Here is a 25,231-nt window from a genome sequence, read left to right as displayed (position 1 = left end):
GGAGACCGCGGGTGCTGCCGCACGGGCGCGCGCGACGCCCCGGCGGGGCGTGTGACCGGGCATGTGAATTGGTTCACACCGGCCCCTTGGCCGCACCCGCCTGTCCGTGCTGAGATCGATGCACGCTTCCAGCTCGACGGCGCGCTTGGGGAGGGGACTGTGGCGGACACCGCCATGCGGGAAACGGGGTTGCCGGGGCCGGAGGAGCCCGGGGGCGGGGGCGGATCGCTGGGGGAGGACGACGACCCCCTCGGACGGGCGGTGTGGCGGCTGCGGTCGCGGGCCTGCTGGGAGGACGCCGCCGCCCTCCTCGCCCCGCGGGCCGCGCAGGACGCGGCGGCCGCCCTGCGGCGCACGGCGGTGCTGACCGAGCGGTGCGTGTTCACCGGCGAGGGCTGGAGCGCCGCCGAGGGCGCCCTGCGCGAGGCCGAGGCGCTGGCCACCGCCGACGAGGAGCGCGGCGCCGCCGCCTGCGAGCGCGGCCACCTGGCGTACGCGGCCACCCTGCTGGGCGTACGGGACCGGGCCGACGAGGCCCGTTCCGCGCTGGGACGGGCCGCGGCGCTGCTCGCGCCCCAGTCGCCGACCCGGCCGCTGCTCGACTTCCGGCGCGGGCTGATCGCCCAGCACCTGTCGGAGAACCCCTCGGACGCCACGGCGGCGTTCCAGCGCGCGCATGCCGGGGCGGCGGCGCACGGCCACCGGCTGCTGCTGTCGTTCACCTGGCGGCACATGGCCGCCGTCGCCGAGCACGACGGGCGCCTGACGGAGGCCCGGCACGGGTTCGCGGAGTCGCTGCGCATCCGCGAGGAGCTCGGCTACCTGGTGGGCATCGCCCCGGCCCTGGCGTCCCTGGCGGCGGTGCTGCCGGACGTGGCGGAGGCGGCGCGGCTACGGGCGGAGGCGCTGCGGCTCGTACGGCTGCTGGGCGGGGTGCCGGCCTGGCTGGCGGAGCGGCTCCGGGCTACCGCCTGAGGTGCCGCTCCCACAGGGAGACGGCCGCCTCCACGTCGCCGCGGGTCAGGGCGTCCAGCAGGAGCGTGTGGTCGCGGGCGTCCGTGCGCAGGCAGGCGTGCGGGGCCCGCCACTGCGCGCGGCGGTGCAGGTCGGCCGCCACCCTGACGAGGCTGCGGTTGCCCGCCGGGGCGAGGAGCGCGCCGTGCAGGGCGAGGTCCGCCTCCAGGTAGGCGGCGCGGTCGCCCGCGGCCGCGGCGGCACTCGCCGCCTCGGCCGGCGGGCGCAGCCCGTGCCAGTGGGCCGGCGGCACGGCGGCCGCGGCGCGGCGCAGCGCCGGCACCTCCAGCAGGGTGCGCACCTCGGCGAGCTCGGCCGGCTCGCGCGGGTCGCGGGCGGCGACGCGGAAGCCGCGGTTGGGCACCACCTCGACCGCGCCCTCCAGGGCGAGCTGCTGCATGGCCTCGCGCACGGGCGTGGCCGAGACCCCGAAGCGCTCCCCCAGCGCCGGGCCGGAGTAGACCTCGCCGGGCGCGAGCTCGCCGTCGGCCAGCGCCCGCCGCAGGGCGTCCAGCACCTGGCCGCGCACCGAGTGGCGCTGCGGCATGCGGACGGGCCGGGGCCGCCGGTCGTGGGCCTGGTCGTAGCGGTCGTAGAGGTATTCGCTCTCGTCGTGGGTGTGCTCGCCACGCGCCGCCGCGGGCGCCGGCGGGCCGGCCGCCGCGGGCCGTGGCACCGAGGGGCGGGGTCTGCCCTGCTCCATGGGGGTCCTCCTGGTGTCCAACGGAACGATAGGCGCCGCGTCCCGCCGTTCAAACCCCGGCCCAGCTGGGTAAGGTGAGCCTAACCAATCAGCGCCCGGCACTCCGGTGGTCCCGCATGCCCGCAGCCCCCGCCCCCTGCCCGTGCCCCTTCACCGCCGCCCACGCCCGCCTGACCGAGGCCCTGCCCGCCCTCACCGTGCTGTGCGGCCCGCCGCGCACCGGCCCCGGCTGGGTGACGTCCGCCGCACTGGCCGCCGGCGGCACCGCCCTCGACACGTTCCTCGCCCGCGACGCCGCGCAGGCCGAACGGGACTACGGCCTGCGCCCGCGCCCGGACGTCGTGGCGAGCCTGGGCCTGCACCGCTACGCCTGGCACGTCTGCCTGCTGCTGACCGTGCCGTGGTTCCTGCACCGGCGCGTGCCGTACCTGCCGGTGGACGCCGTCTCGCTGCACCGGGCGAGCGGCCGGTTCACGGCGCGGGCCGCCGGCTTCGCCTGCCTGCCCGGCGACGACGCGGCCGGGCTGCCGGGCGCCCGGCCGGTGCCGGACGAGGAGGCGCTGCGCCGCGAGGTGCGGGCGGCGGTGGCCGCCCACCTCGGGCCGGTGCTGGAGGCGTTCCGGCCGCGCACCCGGCGCGGGCCGCGCGCCCTGTGGGGCATGGCCACCGACGAGGTCACCGAGGGGCTGTGGCGGGTGGGCCGGCTGCTGGGCGAGGAGGAACGCGCCCGCCGCGAGCTGGAACTGCTGCTGCCGGGCGGTACGCCGCCGTACGTGGGCGGCGCCGCCTTCCGCGAGCTGCGCGGGCCGGGCGGCGTGCCGCTGGCCACGCGGGACCGTGCGGGCTGCTGCTTCTTCTACACCGTGCGCCCGCGGGAAACCTGTCTGACGTGTCCGCGCACCGGCGACGGGGAGCGGGTGCGGCGGCTGTCCGCGGTGGCCGTCGACTGATCCGGCCACCCGATCGGGCCGTACACCCGTAGCCGCCGGTTTCCGGCCGGGACGCCACTCGATCGGCTGCATTCACCCGAACACAACTCCCTTGCCACGCAAGCCCGTTCGTATTTCCTGGCCACTCTCCGTATATCCTTGCCGTCCATTCGCGGGAGTTACCGTGAAAGCCCTTGGCGCCCGGCGCGATTCCGCGAGGATGACGCGCGAAACGCCGTACGCATGCAAGGGACGCGAAATGAGAGTGACCGACATACCGCTGGACTGGGCGCTCCCCGGGGCCGTGGCGCTCGTCGGGGCAGTGGTGGCGGTGACGGTGTACGCGCGAGGCCGGCGGACCGGCCCGGAGGACACGGCGGCCGGCACGGACTCCTGGGAACGCAACGAGGAGCGCAGACGCCGGAAGGAAGCCGTCTACGGCGTGGCCTCGTACGCCCTTCTCTTCTGCTGCGCGGCGGTCGCGGCGGCGCTGTCCTTCCACGGCCTCGTCGGCTTCGGCCGGCAGAACCTGGGGCTGGTCGGCGGCTGGGAGTACCTGGTGCCGTTCGGCCTGGACGGCGCCGCGATGTTCTGCTCGGTCCTGGCGGTGCGCGAGGCCAGCCACGGCGACGCGGCGCTCGGCTCCCGGATCCTGGTGTGGACGTTCGCGGGCGCGGCGGCGTGGTTCAACTGGGTGCACGCACCGCGGGGCCTGGACCACGCGGGCGCGCCGCAGTTCTTCGCCGGCATGTCGCTGTCGGCGGCCGTGCTCTTCGACCGGGCGCTCAAGCAGACCCGCCGGGCCGCGCTGCGCGAGCAGGGCCTGGTGCCCCGCCCGCTGCCGCAGATCCGGATAGTGCGCTGGCTGCGGGCGCCGCGCGAGACCTTCGGCGCCTGGTCGCTGATGCTGCTGGAGGGCGTGCGGACGCTGGACGAGGCCGTCGAGGAGGTCCGCGAGGACAAGCGGGCCCGGGCGCAGCACCGCCGCACCCGGCGCGAGGCGGGCAAGCTGGAGCGGGCCCGGATCAAGGCCTACAACCGGCAGAGCCGCAGCTGGGGGCGGGTGCGCCGGGGCCGTCAGGTCGAGGTGACCGCGGCCTCGCCGGCCGCCGTGCCGCCGGCCGCCCAGCCGGCCCAGATCGGCGCGCAGTCCGGGCCGGAGCCCTCCATAGCCGAACCGGGACAGCTTCCGGTGCGGTCCCGCCCGCTCCAGGCGGTGGGCGGCACGGCGGGCGGCCCGGACCCGATCGACCTCACCGCCGAGGACGACACCCAGGCCATCCCGCGGCTCGACTCGCTGGAGGCCAAACTCGCCCAGATCGAGCGCCAGTTCGGCTGACGCCCACGAGCCCTGGACGGGACCGCGCGACGGCTGCGTCGCGTGCGTCCGGTTCAGGGCTCCTGTGCGTCCAGCTCGAACCAGACGGACTTGCCGACGGCGTGCGTACGGACGCCCCACACGTCGGCGAGGGCGTGCACGAGCACCAGGCCGCGGCCGGAGGTCGCGGCGATCCGCGCCTCGTCGGCGGGGCCGGGCCCGCTGTCGCAGCCGGCGGCCGGGACGGGACGGAGCGTGGGGTGCCGGGAGAGGAAGTCCCGTACCTCCACCCGTAACCGGCCCTTGGCCGGGGCGGCGGCGCCCCCGGTGAGCCGCGCGGAGACCACGGCGGCCCCGTCGGTGTGCACCAGGGCATTGGTGACCAGCTCGCTCGCCAGCAGCTCCGCGGTGCGCGCCCGGCCCGGGGCGCCCCACCGGGCGAGCAGCTCCCGGAGCCCCGCGCGGACTTCGGCGACCGCCGCCAGGTCCTTGGGCCGGAGCCGTCTTTCCCAGTACGGCTCGGAAGGCCCCGCGTCCTTCTCGTCCTCGTCCGTGCCCGCCCAGTGTGCAGTCCGCCGTCTCATCCCTCGCCGCCCCCACCCCTCCCCGGCGCCCCGGCATCGAACACGCTCACGGCACATGCATGCCCCGGGCACAGGACGGCGACGCCTGTTGAGCGCTCAACATGCCGTCACGCGGGGAAACACGACCGGAAAGGGGCGGGGACGCGGGGGCGGGGACAGTGGCCGGCGGCGGGTCACCCCTCCCGGACCGCGCAGGCGGTACGGTCGTCCGCGTACCCCTTGACGCGCAGCTGGACGTCGGCCAGGAACTCGGCCAGGCCCGGCGGTTCGGGCCGCGTCCAGCGCTCCGCCAGCCGCACGCCCAGCTCCGGCTCGCCCCGCAGCGGGTCGGCCAGGCCGGTCGTGCACAGCAGCAGCGTGTCGCCGGGGTGGGCGACCGAGGCGCGGAAGCGGAAGGGCTCGCCGGGGACCTCGTCCGGGTCGACCACCGGGGTGGTGCCGGGCGTGGGGATGCCCAGGTCCACGGTGATCCGGTCGACGGAGCCGGAGTCGGCGCCGTAGCCGTGCGCCGGCTCGGCCGCCCGGCCGGGGGCCGGCGGGTCCGGGTCGAGGTCCTGCCAGGCGCCCTCGCGCAGCCGGAACAGTCCGCCCGCGCCGACGCCGAAGAACACCCGGGTGCGGCACCGGGCGTCGGCCGGCAGCAGCAGGCAGCGCAGTCCGGCGGCGTACTCGGCGGGCCCCAGGCCCAGGTCGCCGGCGCGGACGCGGAGCCGCCCGTACGTGCGGTCGGTCAGCCGGTGCAGCCCCGACTTGAGCTCGTCGCGGCGGCCGGCGTGCAGGTCCTCCACGAGCCGGGCGTGACTGCGGCCGACCGCGCCGGCGATCCACTCGCACACCTCGCGGGCGGCGCGGTGCGCCCCCTCGGACGCGCGGGCACCGCTGGCCATGGCGACGAGCAGCAGGGCGTCCTCGCCGCTCCCGAACCGGGCGGTGAGCAGGGCGTCGCGGCGCGGCTCGCCGCGGTAGCGGGCGGAGTCGCCGCGCACGGACGCGGCCCGCAGGGTGAACGTGCCGTAGCGGGCGCCGTCCAGGACCGTGTCGGGGACGAGGTCCTGGAGCGTGCCGGGGTCGGCGGCCGGCCAGGCCGTCGGCTCGGGCTCGTACGTGGGCGGCCGGGGCCTGACGAACTCCGGGGCGCGGGGCCGCACCAGGGGCCGCCGCACGGGCGGCGGGGGCACGGGCCGGTGGACGGGGGTGGGCGGCGGCACCTCGGAGATGTCCGTGGTGTCGCACGGGCCGCCGGTGCCGGTGACGTCCACGGCTTCGAGGGCGTCGATGGCGTCGATGACGGCCGTGATGTCGGCGGGCGCGGCCGGCCCGCCCTCCGCGGCGGCCGGACGGGCCTCGGAACGGTCCTCCGCGGGCACCGCGGGGGCGTCCGGTGGGCTGCCCGCCGTGGCGCCCGGCCCCATGGGGCGGGCGGCGCGGGGCGGTGGCGGGGGCGCCGACGCCTCGGCCGCGTCGAGCGGGACGGGCAGCGGCGGGGGCGAGACGCGCGTCCGGGGATCGGGCGGCGGCGGGGCCTCCGCCGACGGCTCGTCGGCCTGCGGCTCCGACGGCTCCGGCCGGTCGTACGGCTCGTCCCGGCCCTCGCGCTCGTCCCGCTCGTCCCGGCCCTCGCGCTCGTCCCGCTCGTCCCGGCCCTCGCGCTCGTCCCGCTCGTCCCGGTCCTCGCGTGCGTCCCGCTCCTGCCGTTCCTGCCGCTCCTGCCGTGGGGGCGGGCCGGTGTCCTCGGCGGGGGGCGCGTCGTCCGTGGGCGGGGAAGTCCCGCCCGGGCGCTGCGGGTTGACGGGCACGGGCAGGCCGTCGCCGGCGGGGCGCGGCCAGCGCTTGGTCTGCCGCGGCACACCGCCCGACAGCGCGGGCGAGAGGCCCGGCGGCGCCGTCGGGGGCGCGGTGGCCGTGGCCGCCGGGCCGCTGACGACCGGCGGTGGCGGAGGTGGTGGTGGCGGCGGTTCGGTGGGCGGCCGGGGCCGTTTGGGCCGCTGCCGGGTACGTGGTGGCTCCGGACTCACCACCGCCGAGGCGGAGGAGAATCTCTCGTCGAGGCTGTCGCCCGCGGCGACGCCTCCGGTGTCGGGTTCACTGCGGCCGTACAACTCGCGCCACCAGGCGTCCTCTTGTTCGGCGTAATGGTCCCCCTGCTGATCCATGCCCTTATTGTCCATACTCCGGGGCATACGGGAAGAGTGCACGGCGAACACCACCCCAGGGATGATGTCCCGCAGCGGTACGACGAACGCAGGGATGGGGAGGGCCTCGCGTGCTCACAGCGACGGAGACGGAAGCCGGAAGACGGGCGGCGCACGGCGAAACGCCTGGGGAAAGGGGCGACGGCCGGGGCCGGATGGAGGTCGTCACGGGGGTCGAGGCGGTGACCCGGCAGCTCGCGCGACTGCGCCTCGGAGCGGTCAACGAAGTGTGCGCCATGTTGACGGAGGCGAGCGGCGAGTTGACGGAACGGCCCTGGGCCGCGCCGCCGCCCGCGCCCGGTGCCGTGCCGCAGCGCACCGTCGTCGAACGGGCCGCGCCCGGCGCCGTGCCGGGGGGCGCGCTGCTGCGGGTCGTCGACCGGATACCCGCCGAACTGGTCATCGCCGACCGCCGTGGCGCGTTGCTGCCGCTGGTGTCCGGCACCACCGAGTGCGCGGCCCTCCTCGTCGGGCCCGGCCCGCTGCTGAACCGTCTGGTCGACCTGTTCGAGGACCTGTGGCACGAGGGCCGCCCCCCGCTGCCGGTGCCCCCGCTCCCCGTGACGGCCGCGCCCGACGCCCTCGACCTGCGGGTGCTGGACCTGCTGCTGGCCGGGCTGACGGACGCGAGCGCGGCCAAACAGCTGGGCGTGGGCCTGCGCACGGTGCAGCGGCGCGTCAAGCGCCTGATGGAGCTGGCCGGTGTGACCACCCGGCTGCAACTGGGCTGGTACGCCGCCGAACAGGGCTGGGCGGTACGGGACTGAGCCCGCCTCGCCCGGCCTCGTTCAGACCGCGACGCCCTCCAGGGCGAGCAGCCGCCGCTTGCGGTCGAGGCCGCCCGCGTAGCCGATGAGCGAGCCGTCGGCGCCGATCACGCGGTGGCAGGGCCGCACCACCAGCAGCGGGTTGGCGCCGATCGCCCCGGCCACGGCACGCACCGCAGCCCGGGGCGCGCCCACCCGGTCGGCCAGCTCGCCGTAGGTGACGGTGGCGCCGTAGGGCAGGGCGTCGAGCGCAGCCCACACCGCGCGCCGGAAGTCGGTGCCCCCGGCCGCGTACTCCAGGGCGAAGTCCTTCGCGTCGCCCGCGAAGTACGCGTCCAGCTGCCGCCGCGCCTCGGCGAACGCCCCGGGCGCCGGGGGCACGTCCGGCGCGGGCACGGGGGCCTTCTTCTGGCCGGGCACGGTCAGGGAGACCAGGGCCGTACCGCCGGGCGCGGTGGCCGAGGGCAGGCCGGTGAGCAGCAGCGGCCCGAGCGGGCTGTCGAGCGTGGTCCAGGGTCCGGTCCAGAACATCGGGTCATCCTTCAACAGGCGTGCTTCAGCGGGGTGTGCGGGTGCGGCGCGCGGCGGGGGCGGCGGTGTCCGTCGCGTGCTGCCACAGATGGTGCAGGGCGTAGGAGCGCCAGGGCCGCCAGGCGGCGGCGTCGGTGAGGGCTCCGCCCAGGGCGGTGAGCCCGTGCCGGACGCCGGCGTCGCCGGGCAGGAAGACGTCGGGGTCGCCCAGGGCGCGCATGCGGACGTAGCCGGCGGTCCACGGGCCGATGCCCGGCAGGGCCACCAGGGCCCGTTCGGCCTCGTCCCGGTCGGCGCCGGCGTCGAGGGCGACGGTGCCGTCGGCCAGGGCGGTGGCGAGCGTGCGCAGGGTGCGGCGGCGGGCGTCCGGCATGCCGAGCTCGGCGAGGTCGGCCCCGGCGAGGCTGTCGGGGTCGGGGAAGAGGTGGGTGAGGCCGCCGTCGGGCGCGGGCAGCGGCTTGCCGTACGCGGCGACCAGCCGGGCGCCGAGCCGCGCCGCGGCGGCCACCGTCACCTGCTGGCCCAGGACGGCCCGCACCGCCAGCTCCTCGCCGTCGGCGGCGCCGGGCGACCGCAGCCCGGGGCGCGCCGCGACCAGCGGCGCCAGCCGGGGGTCGGCGCCCAGGTGCGCGGCGACGGCGCACGGGTCGGCGTCCAGGTCGAACAGGCGGCGGACGCGCTGCACGGCGGTGGCCAGGTCGCGCGGGTCGGTGAGGTGCAGCCGGCAGTCGAGCCAGGCGCCGTGCCCGCGGCCGCCGGCGGGCGGCTCGGCGACCTCGGCGACACCGGTGCCGTAGGGCAGCCGCAGGGTGCGGCGGTAGAGGCGGGCGCCGGGTGCGCCGGTCACCTCCTCGACGCCGGCGATGGCGCGGCGCTCCAGGAAGCCGAAGACCTGCGCGGCGGCGTACGCGCCGCGGTGGGCGAGGCGCAGCGGGATGGCGCCGGTCCCGGCGCCGGCGTCCGGGCGGCGGCCGGCGTGGGCGCGCAGTTCGCCGGGGGTGCGGGCGTAGACGGCGCGGATCGTGTCGTTGAACTGGCGGACGCTGGCGAAGCCGGCGGCGAAGGCGACCTCGGTGATGGGCAGGTCGGTGGTCTGGAGCAGGATGCGCGCGGTGTGGGCGCGCCGGGCGCGGGCCAGGGCGACCGGGCCGGCGCCCAGCTCCTCGGTGAGCTGCCGGTGCACCTGGCGGGTGCTGTAGCCGAGGCGGGCGGCGAGGCCGGCCACGCCCTCCCGGTCGACGACGCCGTCGTCGATCAGCCGCATGGCACGGCCGGTGAGGTCGGCGCGGACGTTCCACTGCGCGGAGCCGGGGGCGGCGTCGGGGCGGCAGCGGCGGCAGGCGCGGAAGCCGGCGCGCTGGGCGGCGGCGGCCGAGGGGTAGAAGCGGACGTTGGCGCGCTTGGGGGTGACCGCGGGGCAGCTGGGCCGGCAGTAGATGCCGGTGGTCCGCACGGCGGTGAAGAACGCGCCGTCGAAGCGGGCGTCGCGGCTGCGTACCGCCTGGTAGCGGACGTCGTCGAGGTCGGTGGCGGGGCCGGGAGGGGAGTCGGCGGCGGAGGCGGTCATGTGTCCAGTCTGCGCCGCCGCCGGGGCGATCACTGGCGGGAATCGGACATGGCCCTCGCCGGGCGGCGAGGGCCATGTCCACCACCGTGCCGGCCCCCTTACCGGCCGCCGCCCCGCTTGTTGGCGGCGTGCCAGCGGCCCTCGGCCTGCTTCGCCTTCCAGTCGCGGCGCATCTCGGCGCGCAGCCGGGCGTCGGTGCGCGCGGCGATGCGGGCGTTCTCGCGCTGGAGCTTGCGGTAGCTCTCCAGGCGGCGCTCGGTCAGCTCGCCGGCGTCGAGGGCGGCGCCGACCGCGCAGCCCGGTTCGCCGGAGTGGCCACAGTCGTAAAAGCGGCACTCGGCGGCGAGCTCCTCGATCTCCGCGAACGTCCGGGCCAGGCCCTCCCCGGCGTCCCACAGGCCCACCCCGCGCAGGCCCGGCGTGTCGATGAGGACACCGCCGCCGGGCAGCGGCAGCAGGTCGCGCGTGGTGGTGGTGTGCCGGCCCTTGCCGTCGCGGTCGCGCGCGGCCCGTACGGCCTGCACGTCCGCGCCGACGAGGGCGTTGGCGAGGGTGGACTTGCCGGCGCCGGACACGCCCAGCAGCACGGAGGTGCCGTCGGACAGGGCGGCGGCCAGGGTGTCGAGGCCGGCCCCGGTGAGGGCGCTCACCGCGTGCACGGGCACGCCGGGCGCGGCGCCCCCGGCGTCGGCCACCAGGTGCTCCAGGGCCGGGCCGGGCACCAGGTCGGCCTTGGTGAGCACCAGGACGGGCCGGGCGCCGCTCTCCCACGCGAGGGCGGTGAACCGCTCGATGCGGCCCAGGTCCAGGTCGACGGCCAGGGAGACCGCGATCAGCGCGTGGTCGACGTTGGCGGCGAGGATCTGGCCCTCGGACCGCTGGGACGAGGTGGCGCGCACGAACGCGGTGCGGCGCGGCAGCAGCGCCCGTACGTGCCCGGCGGCGAGGTCGACGGCGGCCCAGTCGCCCGTGCACATGACGGCCAGCGGGTCGCCGGTGGCGACGGGGGCGGCGTCGGCCAGGACGGTGCGGACGCCGTCGCCGTCGGCGACGACCACGTCGCAGCGGCCGCGGTCGACGCGCACGATGCGGCCGGGGACGAGGTCCCGGCCGGCGTGGACGGCGGCGAAGACGTCAGCGAAGCGGCTGTCCCAGCCGTAGCGGACGAGCGGGTGGGAGAGCGGTCGGGAAAGGTGTGCGGACACGTCGGTGGTCCTTCGGGAGGGAACGGATGGATGTCTTCCGAGTACGGGCGTGGCCCGTGGCGACGACAGTCATCGCGAGGTCACCTCCTGGGTCGTGACGTGTGCGGGTACGCGGGGATCGTAGGGAGGGGCGGGCGCGGTCCGCGAGCGAATTTCCGCGCGGCCCCCGCGCGGCCCGCCGGCCACCCCACCGTTCACCCAAACGTGCGACTAAAGGCGCTGTTGCGCGATTTGTGCCTCTCGTCCCGTCATACTGGGCCCGCTCGTTGATCAGCTTCAGGCCGAGCCGAAGCCCGCCCGACGGCAGGCGCAGGGAGACGACGTACGGACATGCGACCACGCGTCTGTGGAGAGATCCGGGAACTGTCGAAGAGCGATGCCGACCGGGCGCCGGTGCGCGCGCTGTGGGACGCGACCTTCGCGCACGAGCGGAAGGACAGCCGGTACTACGACGTCGTCGAGGCGACCATCGACGGCTACGACTTCGGCCGCTTCCTGGTCCTCGGCGAGGACGGCGAGGAGTTGGGCGTCCAGCCCTTCTTCCTGGTCGACCAGGACATGCTGATGGGCGTCAGCCCCGCCCTCAAGCGCGTCCTCGCCGCCCCGCGCCGGCTCTTCCCGCGCTTCCTGTTCGCCCGGACGATGATGGTCGGCGGCGCGGCGGGCGAGGGCCACCTCACGGGCGCGAGCCCGGAGGGCCGGGCGCAGTGCGCCCGCGTCCTCGCGGCCGGGCTGCGCGACGCCGCGCGGCAGGCGCGGGCCTCGCTGATCGTCATGAAGGACTTCCCGAGCCGCTACCGGGACGTCATGGGAGAGCCCTTCCGGCAGCGCGGCTTCGCCACGCTCCCCAGCCTGCCGCTGACCCGCCTGTCCCTGGCCGCCGGCAGCTTCGACGAGCACCTGCGGACCCGGCTGGGCAGGTCGTCGCGGCAGGGCATCCGGCGGCACCTGCGCGCCACGCAGGGGGCGCGCGCGGTGCACCTGACCGTCCACGACGAGATCGACGAGGCGCTGGCGGAGTCGCTGTACGCGCTCTACCTCCAGGTCTTCGAGCGCGCGGACCGCCGCTTCGAGCGGCTCAACACGGACTTCTTCCTGGAGCTGGCCCGGCGGATGCCGGACCGCACCCGGTTCTTCGTCTGGCGCACGGCCGACGGCGAGGCCGTCGCCTTCAAGCTGTGCCTGCTGCACGACGGGGCGGTCTACGACGAGTACCTCGGCCTCGAGTACCCGAAGGCCCTGGACCTCCACCTCTACTACCGGATCATGAGCGACCTGTTCGACTGGGCGGCGTCCCACGGCTACCGGTGGATCTACAGCACCCCCATGAACTACGAGCCGAAGCGCCGGATGGGCAGCGAGCTCGTCCCGCTGGACCTGTACATCCGGCACACCTCCACGCTCGGCAACGTCGTCCTCCGGTGGGTGGCCCCGCTCCTCGCGCCCACCCGGTACGAGCCGGCGCTGAAGAAGTTCCCCAACCACGCGGACCTGGCGCCGCACGGCCCCGGGAGCGTCCCGCGCCCGTCGCCGCACGGCGACGGCCTCCTGGTGCGCCAGGCCCAGCCGCAGCCGCAGCCGCAGCAGAACCCCACCGTGGGGCGCCAGGCGTCGCCCGACGCGGCGCCCACCCGTTCGGGGTCGGAGAGCCAGGGAGCCTAGCCGCGGCGCCCTAGCCCTTGCGCGGCTTGGCGTGCCTCGCGTGCTTGGGCTGGTGCTCGGGCTTGTGCAGCCGGGAGCGGACGTCCTCGGGCGGCAGGAACTGCGCCCACCGCTCGGGGAACTCCGAGGGCGGCTCGTGGTCCCGGGCCGTCGCGCCGTCCTCCGGTTCCTCGTACGGGTCGTCCTCGTACTCGTGGACGAGGGCGGCGGCGGCGCGCTCCCGGGCCGCCTGCAGCACGGCGGCCTCGCGCTTGCGGTCGACCTCGGCGCGGGCCGTGGCGGTGGTGACCGACGGCCAGACGCGGTCCAGGGCGGCGTTGACGGCGGCGCCCACGAGCACCGCGAACGCCGAGACACCGATCCACAGCAGCACGGCCACGGGCGCCGCCAGCGACCCGTAGATCGTCACGCCCTCCACGGTGTGGGTCAGGTAGATGCGCAGCAGGAAGCTGCCCAGCACCCACATCGTGAGGGCCACGAAGGCGCCCGGGATGTCCTCCGCCCAGGGCGAGCGGACGGGCACCGAGACGTGGTACAGCGTGGTGAGGAAGGCGACGGACAGCAGGATGACGACGGGCCAGTAGAGGAACCGCACCACCTCGGCGCTCCACGGCACCACCTCCACCACCGCGTCGGGCCCGGCCACCATCAGCGGCAGCGCCACCGCGCCGATGACGAGCGCGACGAGGTACAGCACGAAGGCCAGCAGGCGGGTGCGGACGATGCCGCGCTTGCCCTCCAGCCCGTACATGATGGTGATGGTCTCGACGAAGACGTTGACGGCCCGGGAGCCCGACCACAGGGCGACGGCGAAGCCCACCGAGACCAGGTCGGGGCGGTCGAAGCGGAGGATGTCCCGGATCAGCGGCTCGGCGATCTCGCGGCTGCCCTTGTCGGACAGGACCGCCGTGGAGACGTCCAGGATGTTCTGCTGGATGGCGTTGATGGTCTCGGTGCCGGTCCAGTCGTCCAGGTAGCGCAGCAGGCCGAGGAGGCCGAGCAGCAGCGGCGGCAGCGACAGCAGGGTGAAGAAGGCCGCTTCCGCGGCGAGCCCGGTGACCCGGTACTCCATGCAGGAGTTGACGGTGTCCTTCAGGATCAGCCAGGCCGTCCTGCGCTTCGACACGTTCCGGTACAGGGCCCGGGCCCTGCGGAGCCGGCCCGCCGGGCGGCCCGAATGTTCTTCTGCTGCCTGCACGGTCCAAAGGTAGCCGCCGCGACACACCCCGTTCACCCGCGCTCGTCCGCGCTGACCGGGCGCAACCGGCGGCCGCGGGGGGTGATGCTGCGCCGACTCGGCACCACCCCCCGGCCGCTCCCCTTCACTCTCCGCCCGTGCCGGGGGGCCGCGCAATGGTTGCAGGTCGTTGCAATCTTCCGGATGGAGCGGCGGACCCGGCCCGTCAGCAGGCACCATGGCAGCGTGAACCGCATACCCATCGACGCGGCTCTGCTGCCCGCGGTCCATGAAGCGGCCCTGGCCGGCGCGCGGCCGCCCGCCCCGCCGCGGCCCCAGATCGGGGCGTCCTGGCAGCGGACGCGCCGGCACGGCCTCGACCCGGACGCGGGCGGCGCGGTGCCGCTGCTGCCGCCCGACGAGGTGACGCACCTGCGGGAGACGTCCCGCCTGGGCGAGCTGCTGCCGCAGCTGCGCGGCGGGCTGCGCGAGGCCGTCGACGCCGTCCGGCACCTGATCGTCGTCGCGGACGACGAGGGCCGGCTGCTGTGGCGGGAGGGGACGGCGGCGGTGCGCCGCAGCGCCGACCGGCTGGGCTTCCAGGTGGGCGCCACCTGGACCGAGGAGCAGGTCGGGACCAACGGCATCGGCCTGGCGCTGGTGGAGCGGGTGCCGGCGCAGGTGCACTCCGCCGAGCACTACATCCGCACCCACCACTCCTGGACGTGCGCGGCGGCACCGCTGCACGACCCGCGCGACGGGCGGCTGCTGGGCGTGGTCAACGTCAGCGGTCCGGCGCAGGCGTTCAACCCGGCCACGCTGGCGCTGGTGACCGCCGTGGCCAAGGTGGGCGAGGCCGAGCTGCGGGCGCGGCACTGGGAGTCGGTGGACCGGCTGCGCGCGGTGGCGGCGCCGATGCTCGCGCGCGTGGGCGGCCGGGCGCTGGCGGTGGACCGGGACGGCTGGACGGCGGCGGTGACGGGCATGGCGCCCGTGGGCCGGGTGGTGCTGCCGCGCTCGGTGGAGCCGGGCCGGGTGTGGCTGCCGTCGCTGGGGCCGTGCCGGCTGGAGCCGCTGCCCGACGGCTGGCTGGTACGCGTCGACGAGGGTGACGACGGCGCGCCGCCCAGCCGGGTGCGGCTGGACCTGCGGCAGCCGCACGCGTGGACGGTCACGGTCTCCGGCGAGGCGGGCCACTGGTCGCACGAGCTCAGCCCGCGCCACGCCGAGCTGCTGTACGTCCTGGCCCGGCACCGGGAGGGGCGTACGGCGGCGCAGCTGGCGGAGGACCTGTTCGGCGATGCCTCGCGCACGGTCACGGTGCGGGCGGAGATGTCGCGGATCCGGCGCACGCTGGCGGGCGTGCTGCGGCACCGGCCGTACCGCTTCGCCGACGGCCTGGACGTGGAGCTGCTGCTGCCGCCCCGGGCGGAGGAGCTGCTCCCGTCGTCGCGGGCGCCGGTGGTGGTGGCGGCGCGCGGGGGGCCGCCCGCCGGTTAGCGGCCGGGGTGTGGTGGTGTTTCGGCCATGAACGAGAACGTTGCCGAGAACGCAGGGAAGGCCGAGAAGGCCGGGAAGGCTGCGGGGGTGGCGGGGACGGTCGCGGTGACGACCTGGTCCCTGGAGCAGACCTCGCCGGACGACCTGCGACCCGCTCGCATTCCGGACGCGGCGTCCGGGATACGGATCGAACGGGCGGAGGTGCCCTGCCCGGAGCTGAGCCGCTTCTTCTACACGGCGGTCGGCTCCGAGCTGAGCTGGACCGACCGGCTCGGGTGGCCGTACGAGCGGTGGCGCGCCCACCTGGAGCGGCCGGGCACGGAGACGTGGGTGGCGTACGAGCGCGGCACGCCGGCGGGGTACATCGAGCTGGACGGCCGGCCGGACGGGGTCGTGGAGATCGCCTACTTCGGCCTGATCGCGCAGTTCCGGGGCCGGCGCATCGGTGGTCACCTGCTGTCGGTGGGCACCGCGCGGGCCTGGGACCTGGCGGCGCGCTGGCCGGGCCGCGCGGAGACGCGCCGGGTGTGGGTGCACACGTGCAGCAAGGACGGGCCGCACGCACTGGGCAACTACGAGCGGCGCGGCTTCCGCGTGTTCGACGTGCGCACCGAGGACGAGCCGGTCGTTCCGGTGCCGGACCGCTGGCCGGGGGCCTGACACCGGGCCGCTCACCGACACCCCGTCCCGCATGGCGAGACAATCCGTCTTGCCATGCGGGACGCCTCTGGACTGGCCGAATGACACCGTGCCACTCTTCCGTCATGTCTCGTGCTGGAATCGCCTTGGTGAGTCGGCGTCACGTCGATCTCTGCCGCATGTCCAGCGCCATCTGTCCGGCGGGCTGACAGTCACAGCACCACCGCCGTTTCCTCGCCGCCCCACCCTGTGCACCCGTATGCCCGGGGGCGAGTCTCCCCTTTCTGCCTCTGCACCGCGCTCCCGTGGGCCGGCGTATGCGGACCTTAAGGACATGTCGCCATGGCAGCAGCCTCCACCCCGCCCTCCCCCGCCGCAGCCCCGCCCCGGCGTTCCCCGGGCCGCCACCGCGGCGAGGGCCAGTGGGCCGCCGGTCACTTCACCCCGCTCAACCCGAACGAACAGATGAAGCGGGACGACGACGGTCTCAACGTGCGGACACGCATTGAGACGGTCTACGCCAAGGCCGGCTTCGACGCCATCGACCCGGCCGACCTGCGCGGCCGGATGCGCTGGTGGGGCCTCTACACCCAGCGGCGGCCGGGCATCGACGGCGGCCGGACGGCCGTCCTCGCGCCCGAGGAGCTGGACGACCGCTACTTCATGCTGCGGGTCCGCATCGACGGCGGACGGCTGACGACCGCTCAACTCCGCGTCATGGGCGAGGTGTCGCAGGAGTTCGCCCGCGGCACCGCCGACATCACCGACCGGCAGAACATCCAGTACCACTGGATCCGCATCGAGGACGTGCCGGAGATCTGGCGCCGGCTGGAGGCCGTCGGCCTCTCGACCACCGAGGCGTGCGGCGACACGCCCCGCGTGATCCTCGGCTCGCCGGTGGCCGGCGTCGCCGCCGACGAGATCGTCGACGGCACCCCCGCCATCGAGGAGATCCACCGCCGCTTCATCGGCGACCCGGCCTTCTCCAACCTGCCCCGCAAGTTCAAGACCGCGATCTCCGGATCGCCGCTGCTCGACGTGGCGCACGAGATCAACGACGTGGCGTTCGTGGGCGTGCACCACCCCGAGCACGGCCCCGGCTTCGACCTGTGGGTCGGCGGCGGCCTCTCGACCAACCCCCGCATCGGCGTCCGGCTCGGCGCGTGGGTGCCGCTGTCCGAGGTCCCCGACGTCTTCGGCGGCGTCATCGGCATCTTCCGCGACCACGGCTACCGGCGGCTGCGCAACCGCGCCCGGCTGAAGTTCCTCGTGGCCGACTGGGGCGCCACGAAGTTCCGTACCGTGCTGGAGCAGGAGTACCTGGGACGCCCGCTGCTCGACGGCCCCGCGCCCGCGCAGCCCGTGGCGCGCTGGCGCGACCACGTGGGCGTGCACCGGCAGAAGGACGGCCGCTTCTACGTGGGGTTCGCGCCCCGCGCCGGCCGGGTCGACGGCACCACCCTCACCAAGGTCGCGGCCCTCGCCGAGGCGCACGGCTCCGGCCGGCTGCGCACCACCGCCGAGCAGAAGATGATCGTCCTCGACGTCCCCGGCGACCGGGTGGACTCCCTCGTCGCCGGCCTGGAGGCGCTCGACCTGCGGGTGACGCCGTCGCCGTTCCGGCGCGGCACCATGGCCTGCACAGGCATCGAGTTCTGCAAGCTGGCGATCGTCGAGACCAAGGGGCTGGCCGCCCGCCTCACCGACGAACTGGAGCGCAGACTCCCCGAGTTCGACGAACCGCTGACCATCAACGTCAACGGCTGCCCCAACGCCTGCGCCCGCATCCAGGTCGCCGACATCGGCCTCAAGGGCCAGCTCGTCCTGGACGACGCGGGCCGGCAGGTGGAGGGCTTCCAGGTGCACCTGGGCGGCGCACTGGGCCTGGGCGCCGGGTTCGGCCGCAAGGTGCGCGGCCTGAAGGTCACCGCCACCGCCCTCCCCGACTACATCGAGCGGGTGCTGCGCCGCTACCTGGCGCAGCGCGAGGACGGCGAGCGGTTCGCCCAGTGGGTGACGCGGGCGGCCGAGGAGGACCTGGCATGAGCGAGCGAGCAGCACCCTTCTACTGCCCCTACTGCGGGGACGAGGACCTGCGCCCGGCCGAGCTGCCGGAGGGCGGCGGGCACGGCGCCTGGGAGTGCGCGGCCTGCAACCGCGCCTTCCGGCTCGCCTTCCTCGGCCTGCTGGCCCGGGGACTGACGACGGAGGAGCCACGATGAGCGGGGACGACGACCGGCTGCGGGTGCTCGCCGAGCGCGCCGGCCGGGAGCTGGAGGACGCGCCCGCCCTCGACATCCTGCGCTGGGCCGCCGCCACCTTCGGCGACCGGCTGTGCGTCACCTCGTCCATGGAGGACGCGGTCGTCGCCCACCTCGCCTCGCGCGCCCTGCCCGGCATCGACGTGCTCTTCCTCGACACCGGCTACCACTTCCCGGAGACCCTGGGCACGCGCGACGCGGTGGCGGCCGTCATGGACGTCCGCGTCGTCACCCTCACCCCGCGCCGCACCGTCGCCGAGCAGGACACCGAGCACGGCCCCGCCCTGCACGACCGCGACCCGGACCTGTGCTGCGCGCTGCGCAAGGTGGAGCCGCTCGAACGGGGCCTGGCCGGCTACGACGCGTGGGCCACCGGGCTGCGCCGCGACGAGTCGCCCACCCGCGCGGACACCCCCGTCGTCGGCTGGGACGCCCGGCGCCGGAAGGTCAAGGTCGCCCCGATCGCCCGCTGGACGCAGGCGGACGTGGACGCGTACGTGGCCGAGCACGGGGTGCTCGTCAACCCGCTGCTGATGGACGGCTACGCCTCTGTGGGCTGTGCTCCGTGCACGCGCCGCGTGCGGCCGGGCGAGGACGCGCGGGCCGGGCGGTGGGCTGGACGCGGCAAGACCGAGTGCGGGCTGCACACATGACGGACGACCAGGAGAAGCCGATGACAGGAGCCACCGTGTGGCTCACCGGCCTGCCCAGTGCCGGGAAGACGACGATCGCCCGGGCGCTGGCCCGCCGCCTGCGCTGGGAGGGCCACGCCGTGGAGGTGCTGGACGGCGACGAGCTGCGCACCTTCCTCTCCGCCGACCTGGGGTTCTCCCGGGCCGACCGCGACACGCACGTACGCCGCGTCGGCTTCGTCGCGGAGCTGCTGGCCTCGCACGGCGTGAAGGCCCTCGTGCCCGTGATCGCGCCGTACGAGACGTCCCGCGAGGCCGTCCGCGCCCACCACCAGGCGGAGGGCACCGCCTACCTGGAGGTGCACGTGGCCACGCCCCTCTCCGTCTGCTCGGCCCGCGACGTGAAGGGCCTGTACGCCCGGCAGGCGGCGGGCGACCTCACCGGGCTGACCGGCGTCGACGACCCGTACGAGGAACCGCAGGCGCCCGACCTGCGGCTGGAGGCGCACGGTGCGCCCGCCGAGGAGTCCGCGGCCGCCGTGCACGCCCTGCTGACGGAGAGGGGGCTCGCATGAACGCCGCACCGGCGCACCCGGGGCCGGGCGACAGCCCGTACGCCCTGACGCACCTGGACGCCCTGGAGTCCGAGGCGGTGCACATCATGCGGGAGGTGGCCGGCGAGTTCGAGCGGCCGGTGCTGCTGTTCTCCGGCGGCAAGGACTCGGTGGTCATGCTGCACCTGGCGCTCAAGGCGTTCGCGCCGGCGCCCGTGCCGTTCCCGCTGCTGCACGTCGACACCGGGCACAACTTCCCCGAGGTGCTGGAGTACCGCGACCGGGTGGCGGCCACGCACGGCCTGCGCCTGCACGTGGCCTCCGTGCAGGAGTTCATCGACGCGGGCCGGCTGCGCGAGCGGCCCGACGGCACCCGCAACCCGCTCCAGACGGTGCCGCTGCTGGACGCCGTCGAGCGGCACCGCTTCGACGCGGTGTTCGGCGGCGGGCGGCGCGACGAGGAGAAGGCCCGCGCCAAGGAACGGGTGTTCAGCCTGCGCGACGAGTTCGGCGGCTGGGACCCGCGCCGGCAGCGCCCGGAGCTGTGGCAGCTCTACAACGGCCGGCACGCCCCCGGCGAGCACGTCCGGGTCTTCCCGCTGTCGAACTTCACCGAGCTGGACGTGTGGCAGTACATAGCCCGCGAGAAGATCGAGCTTCCGTCGCTCTACTACGCGCACGAGCGCGCCGTCTTCCGCCGCGACGGCATGTGGCTCGCGCCCGGCGCGTGGGGCGGCCCCCGGGACGGCGAGCCGGTGGAGAGACGGCTCGTGCGCTACCGCACGGTGGGGGACATGTCCTGCACCGGCGCCGTCGACTCGGGGGCCACGACGGCCGAGGCCGTCGTCGCCGAGATCGCCGCCTCCGACCTCACCGAACGCGGCGCCACCCGGGCCGACGACCGGCTCTCGGAGGCCGCCATGGAGGACCGCAAGCGCGAGGGGTACTTCTAGCCATGAGCACCACCGTCACCGGCACCACCACCGCCACGTCCCTGCTGCGGTTCGCCACCGCCGGCTCCGTGGACGACGGCAAGTCCACCCTCGTCGGCCGGCTGCTGCACGACTCCCGGTCCGTCCTCGCCGACCAGCTGCGGGCCGTGGCGGACGCCTCCCGCGACCGCGGCCACGGCGAGGTCGACCTGGCGCTGCTCACCGACGGGCTGCGCGCCGAACGCGAGCAGGGCATCACCATCGACGTGGCGTACCGCTACTTCGCCACCGCCCGCCGCCGCTTCGTGCTCGCCGACACCCCCGGGCACGTCCAGTACACCCGCAACATGGTCACCGGCGCCTCCACCGCCGAACTGGCCGTCGTCCTCGTCGACGTCCGCAAGGGCGTCGTCGAGCAGACCCGGCGGCACGCGGCCGTCGCCGCCCTCCTGCGCGTCCCGCACGTCGTGCTGGCCGTCAACAAGATGGACCTGGCCGGCTACGCCGAATCCGCGTTCGCGCCCGTGGCGGAGGAGTTCGCGGCGTACGCGGCGTCCCTGGGCGTGCCCGACGTGACCGCGATCCCGGTGTCCGCGCTCGCCGGCGACAACGTCGTGACGCCCTCGTCCCGCATGGACTGGTACGGCGGCCCCACCGTGCTCGAACACCTGGAGACCGTGCCGGTGGTGGCCGACCCGGCCACCGAGCCGGCCCGCTTCCCCGTCCAGTACGTGATCCGGCCGCGCACCGCCGCCCACCCCGACTACCGCGGCTACGCCGGGCAGATCGCGGCCGGCGTGCTGCGCACCGGCCAGGAGGTGACCGTCCTGCCGTCGGGCCGCAGCACCACCATCGCCGGCATCGACGCCCTCGGCCACGCCGTCGACGTGGCCTGGGCACCGCAGTCGGTGACGCTGCGCCTCACCGACGACCTCGACGTCTCCCGCGGCGACCTCCTCGCCCCCACGGCCGCGGCCCCCGCCGTGACCAGAGACGTCGACGCGACCGTCTGCCACCTGGCCGACCGGCCGCTGCGCACCGGCGACCGGGTCCTGGTCAAGCACACCACCCGCACGGTCAAGGCCGTCGTCAAGGACGTCGTCTCCCGGCTCGACCTCGACGGCCTCGGCCGACACCCCGCCCCCGACGGCCTGCGGGCGAACGACATCGGGCAGGTGCTGCTGCGCACCGCCGAACCGCTCGCCCTCGACCCGTACGCCGCCTCACGGCGCACCGGTTCGTTCCTGATCGTCGACCCGGACGACGGGACGACGCTGACGGCGGGCATGGCGGGCGGCGCCTTCACCGCCGCCGCCCGGCCCCAGTGACCCACCCCGCTCCAGCCTCCCCAGCACCCCGCCCCCCCTTGACCGCCGGACCGCCGGACGTGCCTTCGGCGTACGCCCGGCCCGCCGAGAGGAACCGCCATGCCTGCCGCCGCCCGCACCGCCCGCCGTGCCGTCCTGGCCGGGGCCGCCGCCTGTGTGCTGACCGCCGCGCTCGCGGGCTGCGGCTACGGGTCGCAGAAGGAGGCCGTGGCCGGCGCCGCAGCGGACACGGCGCACGGCGCCGGAAAGTCCGCGCTGTCCGCGGACACCGTCCGCATCGGCTACTTCCCCAACCTCACCCACGCCACCGCCCTGGTCGGCGTGCAGGAGGGGCTGCTCCAGAAGGAGCTGGGCGGCACGAAGCTGCGCACGACGACCTTCAACGCCGGCCCGTCGGAGATCGAGGCACTGAACGCCGGTTCGGTCGACATCGGCTGGATCGGGCCGTCGCCCGCGATCAACGGCTACGTCAAGTCGGGCGGCAAGAGCCTGCGCATCGTCTCCGGGTCCGCGTCCGGCGGCGTGAAGCTCGTCGTCGACCCCGAGAAGATCTCCTCGGTCGCCGACGTGAAGGGCAAGCGGATCGCCACCCCGCAGAAGGGCAACACCCAGGACGTGGCCCTGCTCGACTGGATCGCCGCGCAGGGCTGGCACACCGACCCGCAGAGCGGCAAGGGCGACGTGTCCGTCGTCCGCACCGACAACAAGGTGACCCCCGACGCCTTCGCGTCCGGCTCGGTCGACGGGGCGTGGGTGCCCGAGCCGACGGCCTCCAAGCTGGTGTCCCAGGGCGGCAAGGTGCTGCTGGACGAGAGCTCGCTGTGGCCGGACGGCAAGTTCGTCATCACGAATGTGGTGGTGTCGCAGAAGTTCCTCGCCGCGCACCCCGACGTGGTCGAGGCCGTGCTGCGCGGCTCGGTGCGCACCAACGCGTGGATCGCGGCCAACCCCGACCGGGCGAAGGCCGCCGCGAACGCCGCGCTGAAGAAGCTCACCGGCAAGGACCTGCCGGCGGAGGTCCTCGACCCGGCCTGGGCGTCGCTGCGCACCACCGACGACCCGCTGGCCGCGACGCTGCGGGCCCAGGCCGACCACGCGGTGGCGGCGGGCCTGCTGGAGAAGCCGGACCTGACCGGCATCTACGACCTGGCGCCGCTGAACAAGGTGCTGCGCGCCGAGGGCCGGCCGGCCGTGTCCGACGCCGGCCTGGGGAGGCGGTGACCGTGTACGCGGCAGTGGGAGCACGCAGGCCCGTCCGTGTCCCAGCAGTTCCTGCGTCCGGAGGTGAACGGATGGCGTCCGCGGCAGCTGTACGGATCGACCACGTGCACAAGAGCTACGGCCGCGCCGGCGACGGCCGGCCGGTGCTGGAGGACATCGACCTGGAGGTGCGCCCCGGCGAGTTCGTGTGCCTGCTGGGGGCGTCCGGGTGCGGCAAGTCGACGCTGCTGGGGCTGGTGGCCGGGCTGGACCGGCCGGGCTCCGGCACGATCGAGGTGCCGGGCGGGCGGCCCGCGCTGATGTTCCAGGAGCACGCGCTGTTCCCGTGGCTGACGGCGGGCCGCAACATCGAGCTGGCGCTGCGGCTGCGCGGGGTGCCGCGCGCCGAACGGCGGGCGGAGGCCGAGCGGCTGCTGGAGCTGGTCCGGCTCGGCGGCGCGTACCGCAAGCGGGTGCACGAACTGTCGGGCGGCATGCGGCAGCGGGTGGCGCTGGCCCGCGCGCTGGCCCAGGACAGCCGGGTGCTGCTGATGGACGAGCCGTTCGCGGCGCTGGACGCCATCACCCGGGACGTGCTGCACGAGGAGCTCACCCGCATCTGGGCGGAGACCTCGCTGTCGGTGCTGTTCGTCACCCACAACGTCCGCGAGGCGGTGCGGCTGGGGCAGCGCGTGGTGCTGCTGTCCTCCCGCCCGGGGCGGGTGGTGCGCGAGTGGGTGGTGGACCTGCCGCAGCCGCGCCGGATCGAGGACGCGGCGGTGGCCGACCTGTCGGTGGAGATCACCACGGAGCTGCGGGAGGAGATCCGCCGCCATGGCCGGAACTGACACGGTGAGCGGGAAGACCCGCCCGGAGACCCGCTCGGACCTCGCAGGACTGGAGGCCGGGCTCGACGCCCTGGAGACCGCCGCGCCCCGGGCACGCTCCCCCTGGCGGGAGACGCTGCTGCGCAAGACGCTGCCGCCGCTGGTGGCGGCGGCACTGGTGCTGGCGGTGTGGAAGCTGCTGGTGCTGGCCGGGGTGACCGACACCTACAAGCTGCCCGACCCGTCGGCGGTCTGGGCGAGCCTGCGCCGGCTGTGGCTGGAGGGCACCCTCCTCGGCATCGTCTGGACCAGCGTCTCGCGCGGCCTGCTCGGCTTCTTCGCGGCCCTGGCCATCGGCACGCCACTGGGCCTGCTGGTGGCCCGGGTGCCGCTGGTGCGGGCGGCGATCGGGCCGGTGCTGTCGGGGCTGCAGTCGCTGCCGTCGGTGGCGTGGGTGCCGGCCGCGGTGATCTGGCTGGGCATCACGGACGCGGCGATGTACGCGGTGATCCTGCTGGGCGCGGTGCCGTCGATCGCCAACGGGCTGGTGGCGGGCATCGACCAGGTGCCGCCGCTGTACCTGCGGGCGGGCCGCACGATGGGCGCCACGGGGGTGCGGGGCGCCCGGTTCGTCCTGCTGCCCGCGGCCCTGCCCGGCTACGTGGCGGGGCTCAAGCAGGGCTGGGCGTTCTCCTGGCGGTCGCTGATGGCCGCCGAACTGATCGCCTCCTCCCCCGACCTGGGCCTGGGACTCGGCCAGTTCCTGGAGAACGCCCGCACGGACTCGGACATGCCGGGGGTACTGCTCGGCATCCTCCTCATCCTGTTCGTGGGCATCGCGGTCGACCTGGCGGTCTTCAGCCCCCTCGAACGCCGCGTGCTCCGCACGCGCGGCCTGGCGGCGGCCCGGTGACGCCGCCGCCCCTGGTCCTCCTCGCCCACGGCAGCCGCGACCCGCGCCACGCGGCGACGGTGCAGGCGCTACGGGCGGGGGTGGCGGGGCGGCGGCCGGGCCTGCGGGCGGAAGTGGCATTCCTGGACTTCAACGCCCCGCGCGTATCGGCGGCGCTGGGCGCTCTGGCGGCGTCCGGCGAGCGGGAGGCGGTGGTGCTCCCCCTGCTGCTGACCCGGGCGTTCCACGCGAAGACGGACGTCCCGGCCGCATTGAGGGCCGCGGCGGCCCGGCTGCCGCGCCTCACGATCCGTACGGCCGGGGTACTGGGCCCGTCGCCGCTGCTGCGGGCGGCGCTGGAACGCCGGCTGACGGAGGCGGGCGTGCACGACCGCGCGTCGACGGCGGTCGTCCTGGCGGCAGCGGGCTCCTCGGACCCGGAGGCGACGGCGGAGGTGGAACGCCTGGCCCGCGAGTGGCAGCGCGCGGGCGGCTGGTGGGCGGTACGCCCGGCGTACGCGTCGGCCCGCGGCCCCCGCCCGGCGGAGGCCGTGACCGCCCTGCGTACGGCAGGCGCACCACGGGTCGCGGTGGCCCCGTTCGCCCTGGCCCCCGGCCGCCTGCCGGCCCGCATCGCGGCGGGTTCGGCGGAGGCGGACACGGTGGCGGACGTACTGGGGGCGGCCCCGGAACTGGCGGAGCTGGTGCTGCGACGGTACGACGAGGCGGTGGTGGCGGGGCGCCGCCTAAAAGGGCAGGCGCGCCAAAAACCAAGCCTCGCCGGCGTTTGAGGCGCGGGGTCCGGAGCGGAGCCCCG

25 protein-coding genes are annotated in these 25,231 nt (G+C 75.8%); 18 read left to right on the top strand and 7 right to left on the bottom strand.

Going from position 1 to position 25,231, the window contains the following annotated elements:
• Positions 1-174 precede the first annotated feature (174 nt).
• Positions 175-975, top strand: a complete 801-nt coding sequence (locus tag IE305_RS01435) for a hypothetical protein (protein WP_190128154.1) — start codon at positions 175-177, stop codon at positions 973-975.
• Here IE305_RS01435 and IE305_RS01430 read toward each other — a convergent pair.
• Complete coding sequence (locus tag IE305_RS01430; protein WP_190127491.1) at positions 965-1,717, bottom strand: GntR family transcriptional regulator; 753 nt, start codon at positions 1,715-1,717, stop codon at positions 965-967. The two genes, IE305_RS01435 and IE305_RS01430, sit on opposite strands and share 11 nt — an antisense overlap.
• Positions 1,718-1,833: 116 nt before the next feature.
• On the opposite strand from IE305_RS01430, the gene IE305_RS01425 reads away from it, so the two are divergent.
• A complete protein-coding gene (locus tag IE305_RS01425) occupies positions 1,834-2,667 on the top strand; it encodes a (2Fe-2S)-binding protein (protein ID WP_190127490.1) in 834 nt (277 codons plus the stop codon).
• Between the two features lie 238 nt (positions 2,668-2,905).
• Positions 2,906-3,985: a DUF2637 domain-containing protein gene (locus tag IE305_RS01420; RefSeq protein ID WP_190127489.1), complete on the top strand. Its 1,080-nt coding sequence runs from the start codon at positions 2,906-2,908 to the stop codon at positions 3,983-3,985.
• Between the two features lie 53 nt (positions 3,986-4,038).
• Here IE305_RS01420 and IE305_RS01415 read toward each other — a convergent pair whose 3' ends face one another.
• Positions 4,039-4,548: an ATP-binding protein gene (locus IE305_RS01415; protein WP_190127488.1), complete on the bottom strand. Its 510-nt coding sequence runs from the start codon at positions 4,546-4,548 to the stop codon at positions 4,039-4,041.
• Between the two features lie 173 nt (positions 4,549-4,721).
• On the bottom strand, positions 4,722-6,701 hold the full coding sequence (locus tag IE305_RS01410; protein WP_190127487.1) for a protein phosphatase 2C domain-containing protein: 1,980 nt from the start codon (positions 6,699-6,701) through the stop codon (positions 4,722-4,724).
• A 110-nt stretch (positions 6,702-6,811) separates the two neighbouring features.
• On the opposite strand from IE305_RS01410, the gene IE305_RS01405 reads away from it, so the two are divergent.
• Positions 6,812-7,507 carry a helix-turn-helix domain-containing protein gene (locus IE305_RS01405; RefSeq protein ID WP_190127486.1) on the top strand — a complete coding sequence of 232 codons (696 nt, stop codon included), beginning with the start codon at positions 6,812-6,814 and terminating at the stop codon, positions 7,505-7,507.
• A 21-nt stretch (positions 7,508-7,528) separates the two neighbouring features.
• Here IE305_RS01405 and IE305_RS01400 read toward each other — a convergent pair whose 3' ends face one another.
• The 3 genes from IE305_RS01400 to rsgA all read right to left on the bottom strand — a co-directional run bounded on the left by IE305_RS01400 (position 7,529) and on the right by rsgA (position 10,810).
• Positions 7,529-8,038: a methylated-DNA--[protein]-cysteine S-methyltransferase gene (locus IE305_RS01400; RefSeq protein WP_190127485.1), complete on the bottom strand. Its 510-nt coding sequence runs from the start codon at positions 8,036-8,038 to the stop codon at positions 7,529-7,531.
• A 25-nt stretch (positions 8,039-8,063) separates the two neighbouring features.
• Positions 8,064-9,605, bottom strand: coding sequence for an AlkA N-terminal domain-containing protein (locus tag IE305_RS01395; protein WP_190127484.1), 1,542 nt, complete (start codon positions 9,603-9,605; stop codon positions 8,064-8,066).
• Between the two features lie 98 nt (positions 9,606-9,703).
• The gene (rsgA, locus tag IE305_RS01390) at positions 9,704-10,810 is read right to left on the bottom strand and encodes a ribosome small subunit-dependent GTPase A (protein ID WP_190127483.1); all 1,107 of its coding nucleotides are present in this window, start codon (positions 10,808-10,810) and stop codon (positions 9,704-9,706) included.
• Positions 10,811-11,140: 330 nt separating this feature from the next.
• On the opposite strand from rsgA, the gene IE305_RS01385 reads away from it, so the two are divergent.
• Positions 11,141-12,472, top strand: coding sequence for a GNAT family N-acetyltransferase (locus IE305_RS01385; protein WP_190127482.1), 1,332 nt, complete (start codon positions 11,141-11,143; stop codon positions 12,470-12,472).
• A 10-nt stretch (positions 12,473-12,482) separates the two neighbouring features.
• Here the strand turns inward: IE305_RS01385 and IE305_RS01380 are convergent, their stop codons facing one another.
• A complete protein-coding gene (locus tag IE305_RS01380; protein ID WP_229890408.1) occupies positions 12,483-13,670 on the bottom strand; it encodes a YihY/virulence factor BrkB family protein in 1,188 nt (395 codons plus the stop codon).
• A gap of 225 nt (positions 13,671-13,895) precedes the next feature.
• Here IE305_RS01380 and IE305_RS01375 point away from each other — a divergent pair, with 225 nt between their 5' ends.
• The 13 genes from IE305_RS01375 (at position 13,896) to IE305_RS01320 (ending at position 25,205) form a co-directional block, all read left to right on the top strand.
• Positions 13,896-15,149 carry a helix-turn-helix domain-containing protein gene (locus IE305_RS01375; RefSeq protein ID WP_229890406.1) on the top strand — a complete coding sequence of 418 codons (1,254 nt, stop codon included), beginning with the start codon at positions 13,896-13,898 and terminating at the stop codon, positions 15,147-15,149.
• 27 nt (positions 15,150-15,176) lie between these two features.
• Entirely contained in the window at positions 15,177-15,809 is a 633-nt protein-coding gene (locus tag IE305_RS01370; protein WP_190127479.1) for a GNAT family N-acetyltransferase, read from the top strand.
• Between the two features lie 80 nt (positions 15,810-15,889).
• On the top strand, positions 15,890-15,997 hold the full coding sequence (locus IE305_RS33720; protein WP_373311486.1) for a putative leader peptide: 108 nt from the start codon (positions 15,890-15,892) through the stop codon (positions 15,995-15,997).
• Between the two features lie 133 nt (positions 15,998-16,130).
• Positions 16,131-17,834, top strand: a complete 1,704-nt coding sequence (locus tag IE305_RS01365; RefSeq protein WP_190127478.1) for a nitrite/sulfite reductase — start codon at positions 16,131-16,133, stop codon at positions 17,832-17,834.
• Positions 17,831-18,010 (top strand): hypothetical protein, encoded by a 180-nt coding sequence (locus IE305_RS01360; protein ID WP_190127477.1) that lies wholly within the window; start codon positions 17,831-17,833, stop codon positions 18,008-18,010. Before IE305_RS01365 ends, IE305_RS01360 begins: the two co-directional genes overlap by 4 nt.
• Entirely contained in the window at positions 18,007-18,702 is a 696-nt protein-coding gene (locus tag IE305_RS01355; RefSeq protein ID WP_190127476.1) for a phosphoadenylyl-sulfate reductase, read from the top strand. Before IE305_RS01360 ends, IE305_RS01355 begins: the two co-directional genes overlap by 4 nt.
• Before the next feature lie 20 nt (positions 18,703-18,722).
• The gene (cysC, locus tag IE305_RS01350; protein ID WP_190128153.1) at positions 18,723-19,256 is read left to right on the top strand and encodes an adenylyl-sulfate kinase; all 534 of its coding nucleotides are present in this window, start codon (positions 18,723-18,725) and stop codon (positions 19,254-19,256) included.
• The gene (cysD, locus tag IE305_RS01345) at positions 19,253-20,188 is read left to right on the top strand and encodes a sulfate adenylyltransferase subunit CysD (protein ID WP_190127475.1); all 936 of its coding nucleotides are present in this window, start codon (positions 19,253-19,255) and stop codon (positions 20,186-20,188) included. The genes cysC and cysD overlap by 4 nt, the downstream gene beginning before the upstream one ends.
• 2 nt (positions 20,189-20,190) lie before the next feature.
• Positions 20,191-21,495, top strand: a complete 1,305-nt coding sequence (locus IE305_RS01340; RefSeq protein ID WP_190127474.1) for a sulfate adenylyltransferase subunit 1 — start codon at positions 20,191-20,193, stop codon at positions 21,493-21,495.
• A gap of 99 nt (positions 21,496-21,594) precedes the next feature.
• On the top strand, positions 21,595-22,716 hold the full coding sequence (locus IE305_RS01335) for an aliphatic sulfonate ABC transporter substrate-binding protein (RefSeq protein ID WP_190127473.1): 1,122 nt from the start codon (positions 21,595-21,597) through the stop codon (positions 22,714-22,716).
• Between the two features lie 71 nt (positions 22,717-22,787).
• Positions 22,788-23,543, top strand: coding sequence for an ABC transporter ATP-binding protein (locus tag IE305_RS01330; protein WP_190127472.1), 756 nt, complete (start codon positions 22,788-22,790; stop codon positions 23,541-23,543).
• Complete coding sequence (locus IE305_RS01325) at positions 23,530-24,435, top strand: ABC transporter permease (protein WP_190127471.1); 906 nt, start codon at positions 23,530-23,532, stop codon at positions 24,433-24,435. Before IE305_RS01330 ends, IE305_RS01325 begins: the two co-directional genes overlap by 14 nt.
• Positions 24,432-25,205: a sirohydrochlorin chelatase gene (locus tag IE305_RS01320; protein ID WP_190127470.1), complete on the top strand. Its 774-nt coding sequence runs from the start codon at positions 24,432-24,434 to the stop codon at positions 25,203-25,205. The genes IE305_RS01325 and IE305_RS01320 overlap by 4 nt, the downstream gene beginning before the upstream one ends.
• The last annotated feature ends 26 nt before the right edge of the window (positions 25,206-25,231 follow it).

The organism is Streptomyces mashuensis (genome assembly GCF_014654785.1).
Lineage (GTDB): Bacteria > Actinomycetota > Actinomycetes > Streptomycetales > Streptomycetaceae > Streptomyces > Streptomyces mashuensis.
Note: the sequence above shows the minus strand (reverse complement) of the source record. Positions and strands in the feature narration are given on the sequence as shown.

Excerpts from the sequence above, each read along its gene's own strand:
- IE305_RS01435 (WP_190128154.1), top strand. The coding sequence starts at position 175 with ATGCGGGAAACGGGGTTGCCGGGGCCGGAGGAGCCCGGGGGCGGGGGC.
- IE305_RS01430 (WP_190127491.1), bottom strand. The coding sequence starts at position 1,717 with ATGGAGCAGGGCAGACCCCGCCCCTCGGTGCCACGGCCCGCGGCGGCC.
- IE305_RS01425 (WP_190127490.1), top strand. The coding sequence starts at position 1,834 with ATGCCCGCAGCCCCCGCCCCCTGCCCGTGCCCCTTCACCGCCGCCCAC.
- IE305_RS01420 (WP_190127489.1), top strand. The coding sequence starts at position 2,906 with ATGAGAGTGACCGACATACCGCTGGACTGGGCGCTCCCCGGGGCCGTG.
- IE305_RS01415 (WP_190127488.1), bottom strand. The coding sequence starts at position 4,548 with ATGAGACGGCGGACTGCACACTGGGCGGGCACGGACGAGGACGAGAAG.
- IE305_RS01410 (WP_190127487.1), bottom strand. The coding sequence starts at position 6,701 with ATGGATCAGCAGGGGGACCATTACGCCGAACAAGAGGACGCCTGGTGG.
- IE305_RS01400 (WP_190127485.1), bottom strand. The coding sequence starts at position 8,038 with ATGTTCTGGACCGGACCCTGGACCACGCTCGACAGCCCGCTCGGGCCG.
- IE305_RS01395 (WP_190127484.1), bottom strand. The coding sequence starts at position 9,605 with ATGACCGCCTCCGCCGCCGACTCCCCTCCCGGCCCCGCCACCGACCTC.
- IE305_RS01385 (WP_190127482.1), top strand. The coding sequence starts at position 11,141 with ATGCGACCACGCGTCTGTGGAGAGATCCGGGAACTGTCGAAGAGCGAT.
- IE305_RS01370 (WP_190127479.1), top strand. The coding sequence starts at position 15,177 with ATGAACGAGAACGTTGCCGAGAACGCAGGGAAGGCCGAGAAGGCCGGG.
- IE305_RS33720 (WP_373311486.1), top strand. The coding sequence starts at position 15,890 with ATGACACCGTGCCACTCTTCCGTCATGTCTCGTGCTGGAATCGCCTTG.
- IE305_RS01365 (WP_190127478.1), top strand. The coding sequence starts at position 16,131 with ATGGCAGCAGCCTCCACCCCGCCCTCCCCCGCCGCAGCCCCGCCCCGG.
- IE305_RS01360 (WP_190127477.1), top strand. The coding sequence starts at position 17,831 with ATGAGCGAGCGAGCAGCACCCTTCTACTGCCCCTACTGCGGGGACGAG.
- IE305_RS01355 (WP_190127476.1), top strand. The coding sequence starts at position 18,007 with ATGAGCGGGGACGACGACCGGCTGCGGGTGCTCGCCGAGCGCGCCGGC.
- cysC (WP_190128153.1), top strand. The coding sequence starts at position 18,723 with ATGACAGGAGCCACCGTGTGGCTCACCGGCCTGCCCAGTGCCGGGAAG.
- cysD (WP_190127475.1), top strand. The coding sequence starts at position 19,253 with ATGAACGCCGCACCGGCGCACCCGGGGCCGGGCGACAGCCCGTACGCC.
- IE305_RS01340 (WP_190127474.1), top strand. The coding sequence starts at position 20,191 with ATGAGCACCACCGTCACCGGCACCACCACCGCCACGTCCCTGCTGCGG.
- IE305_RS01335 (WP_190127473.1), top strand. The coding sequence starts at position 21,595 with ATGCCTGCCGCCGCCCGCACCGCCCGCCGTGCCGTCCTGGCCGGGGCC.
- IE305_RS01330 (WP_190127472.1), top strand. The coding sequence starts at position 22,788 with ATGGCGTCCGCGGCAGCTGTACGGATCGACCACGTGCACAAGAGCTAC.
- IE305_RS01325 (WP_190127471.1), top strand. The coding sequence starts at position 23,530 with ATGGCCGGAACTGACACGGTGAGCGGGAAGACCCGCCCGGAGACCCGC.